This is a genomic window from Phyllobacterium sophorae (assembly GCF_003010965.1).
Classification (GTDB): domain Bacteria; phylum Pseudomonadota; class Alphaproteobacteria; order Rhizobiales; family Rhizobiaceae; genus Phyllobacterium; species Phyllobacterium sophorae.
Window position 1 is genome coordinate 1 of the sequence record NZ_PGGM01000034.1, and the last position, 2,500, is coordinate 2,500.

The 2,500-nt window shown below is 54.5% G+C and carries 1 protein-coding gene and 2 rRNA genes (1 of these 3 cut by a window edge); all 3 read right to left on the reverse strand.

The features are described from left to right. A partial coding sequence (locus CU103_RS31890) for a hypothetical protein (protein WP_210203870.1) occupies window positions 1-188 on the reverse strand: 188 nt, incomplete at its 3' end. A 22-nt stretch (window positions 189-210) separates the two neighbouring features. After that, window positions 211-325: ribosomal RNA gene (rrf, locus tag CU103_RS30840) — 5S ribosomal RNA — on the reverse strand. Window positions 326-608: 283 nt separating this feature from the next. Further along, window positions 609-2,500 (reverse strand): 23S ribosomal RNA (locus tag CU103_RS30845); it runs 917 nt beyond the window's last position.

The window sequence follows — 2,500 nt, forward strand, 5'->3', positions numbered from 1 at the left end:
GCTGCTCCACCCCGCGCCACCATCCGGCTGTTGACCGGAATTGTCTGTGGCTTTTGCGTGTTTTGCGTAAGTTTGATCTTACTTTGTTTGGTCTGCAAAAGCAAAAGGCCGCCCTGCATTGAAAGCGGCGGCCTGTTGGATTGTTCTGTTTGGTGAGAAGATTTTTGCATCGCATGCAGCTTATCCATGCGTGAACGTTGCGTTTAGCAGACCTGGCAGCGACCTACTCTCCCGCGTCTTGAGACGAAGTACCATTGGCGCTGGGGCGTTTCACGGCCGAGTTCGGAATGGGATCGGGTGCGGCCACCCCGCTGTAACCACCAGGTCAGCAAAGCGCAACGTTATGTGAGAAGCTGGAAGTTTTTTGTCTCACGCGCCGTATCGTCCCTGCCGGGACGGGCGCTGCGACGGCGCGTGGCAAGCCACGGCGACCTATCGGTCTGTATGGGTAATTTTTCTGGACTGTTTCCAGAAGGAGCCCGTACAGCACGCTAGTGCGTCCGAGCCGTTGCGAGGCCCTCGCGGAGCATAGGGTCGAAGACCCGCTCATGCGTGAGCGCTTTTTAGATCGAATATGCATCGCGTTGCGATGGATATGAGTAATGAGAATGATCAAGCCAATCGAGCTATTAGTACCGGTAAGCTTCATGCGTTGCCGCACTTCCACACCCGGCCTATCAACGTGGTGGTCTTCCACGGCTCTGATAGGGAATACTCGTTTTCAGGTGGGTTTCCCGCTTAGATGCCTTCAGCGGTTATCCCGTCCGTATATAGCTACCCTGCTATGCGGCTGGCGCCACAACAGGTCCACCAGAGATACGTCCATCCCGGTCCTCTCGTACTAGGGACAGATCCTGTCAATATTCCTACACCCACGGCAGATAGGGACCGAACTGTCTCACGACGTTCTGAACCCAACTCACGTACCGCTTTAAATGGCGAACAGCCATACCCTTGGGACCTGCTCCAGCCCCAGGATGCGATGAGTCGACATCGAGGTGCCAAACAACCCCGTCGATATGGACTCTTGGGGGTCATCAGCCTGTTATCCCCGGCGTACCTTTTATCCGTTGAGCGATGGCCCTTCCACGCGGGACCACCGGATCACTATGACCGACTTTCGTCTCTGCTCGACTTGTCAGTCTCGCAGTCAGGCGGGCTTATGCCATTGCACTCGACGACCGATTTCCGACCGGTCTGAGCCCACCATCGCGCGCCTCCGTTACTCTTTAGGAGGCGACCGCCCCAGTCAAACTACCCACCATACACTGTCCCGGATCCGGATAACGGACCGCGGTTAGACATCCATATAGGTAAGGGTGGTATTTCAAGGATGACTCCACCATGGCTGGCGCCACGGCTTCAAAGTCTACCACCTATCCTACACATGCCGACACGAATGCCAGTGTAAAGCTATAGTAAAGGTGCACGGGGTCTTTCCGTCTAACCGCAGGAACCCCGCATCTTCACGGGGAATTCAATTTCACTGAGTCTGCGTTGGAGACAGCGGGGAAGTCGTTACGCCATTCGTGCAGGTCGGAACTTACCCGACAAGGAATTTCGCTACCTTAGGACCGTTATAGTTACGGCCGCCGTTTACTGGGGCTTCGATTCAAAGCTTGCACCTCTCCTCTTAACCTTCCAGCACCGGGCAGGCGTCAGACCCTATACGTCGTCTTGCGACTTCGCAGAGCCCTGTGTTTTTGGTAAACAGTCGCTACCCCCTGGTCTGTGCCACCCTCCTTGACTTGCGTCAAAAAGGGTCACGCTTCTTCCGAAGTTACGCGTGCAATTTGCCGAGTTCCTTCAACGCAGTTCTCTCAAGCGCCTTGGTATTCTCTACCAGTCCACCAGTGTCGGTTTAGGGTACGGTCTATACGCGGGAGCTATTTCCTGGGACCGCTTCGAAGCCCCTCCAATCCAATAAGGAGGAACAACACACGCGATCCGTCACTACCCGCAGGCCCACGAATATTAACGTGGTTCCCATCGACTACGCCTTTCGGCCTCGCCTTAGGGGCCGGCTAACCCTGCTCAGATTAACTTTAAGCAGGAACCCTTGGACTTTCGGCGAGGGAGTCTCTCACTCCCTTTATCGTTACTCATGTCAGCATTCTCACTTCTGATACCTCCAAAGGCCCTCACGGGTCCCTCTTCAACGGCTTACAGAACGCTCCGCTACCACTTGCAGTAAACTGCAAATCCACAGCTTCGGTGTATGGCTTGAGCCCCGGTACATTTTCGGCGCAAAGACCCTTATTTAGACCAGTGAGCTGTTACGCTTTCTTTAAATGATGGCTGCTTCTAAGCCAACATCCTGGTTGTTTTGGGATCCTCACATCCTTTCCCACTTAGCCATAACTTAGGGACCTTAGATGGTGGTCAGGGTTGTTGCCCTCTTCACGACGGACGTTAGCACCCGCCGTGTGTCTGCCGATTAGTACTCTTCGGTATTCGGAGTTTGGTTAGGTTTGGTAAATCGGTGAGATCCCCTAGCCCA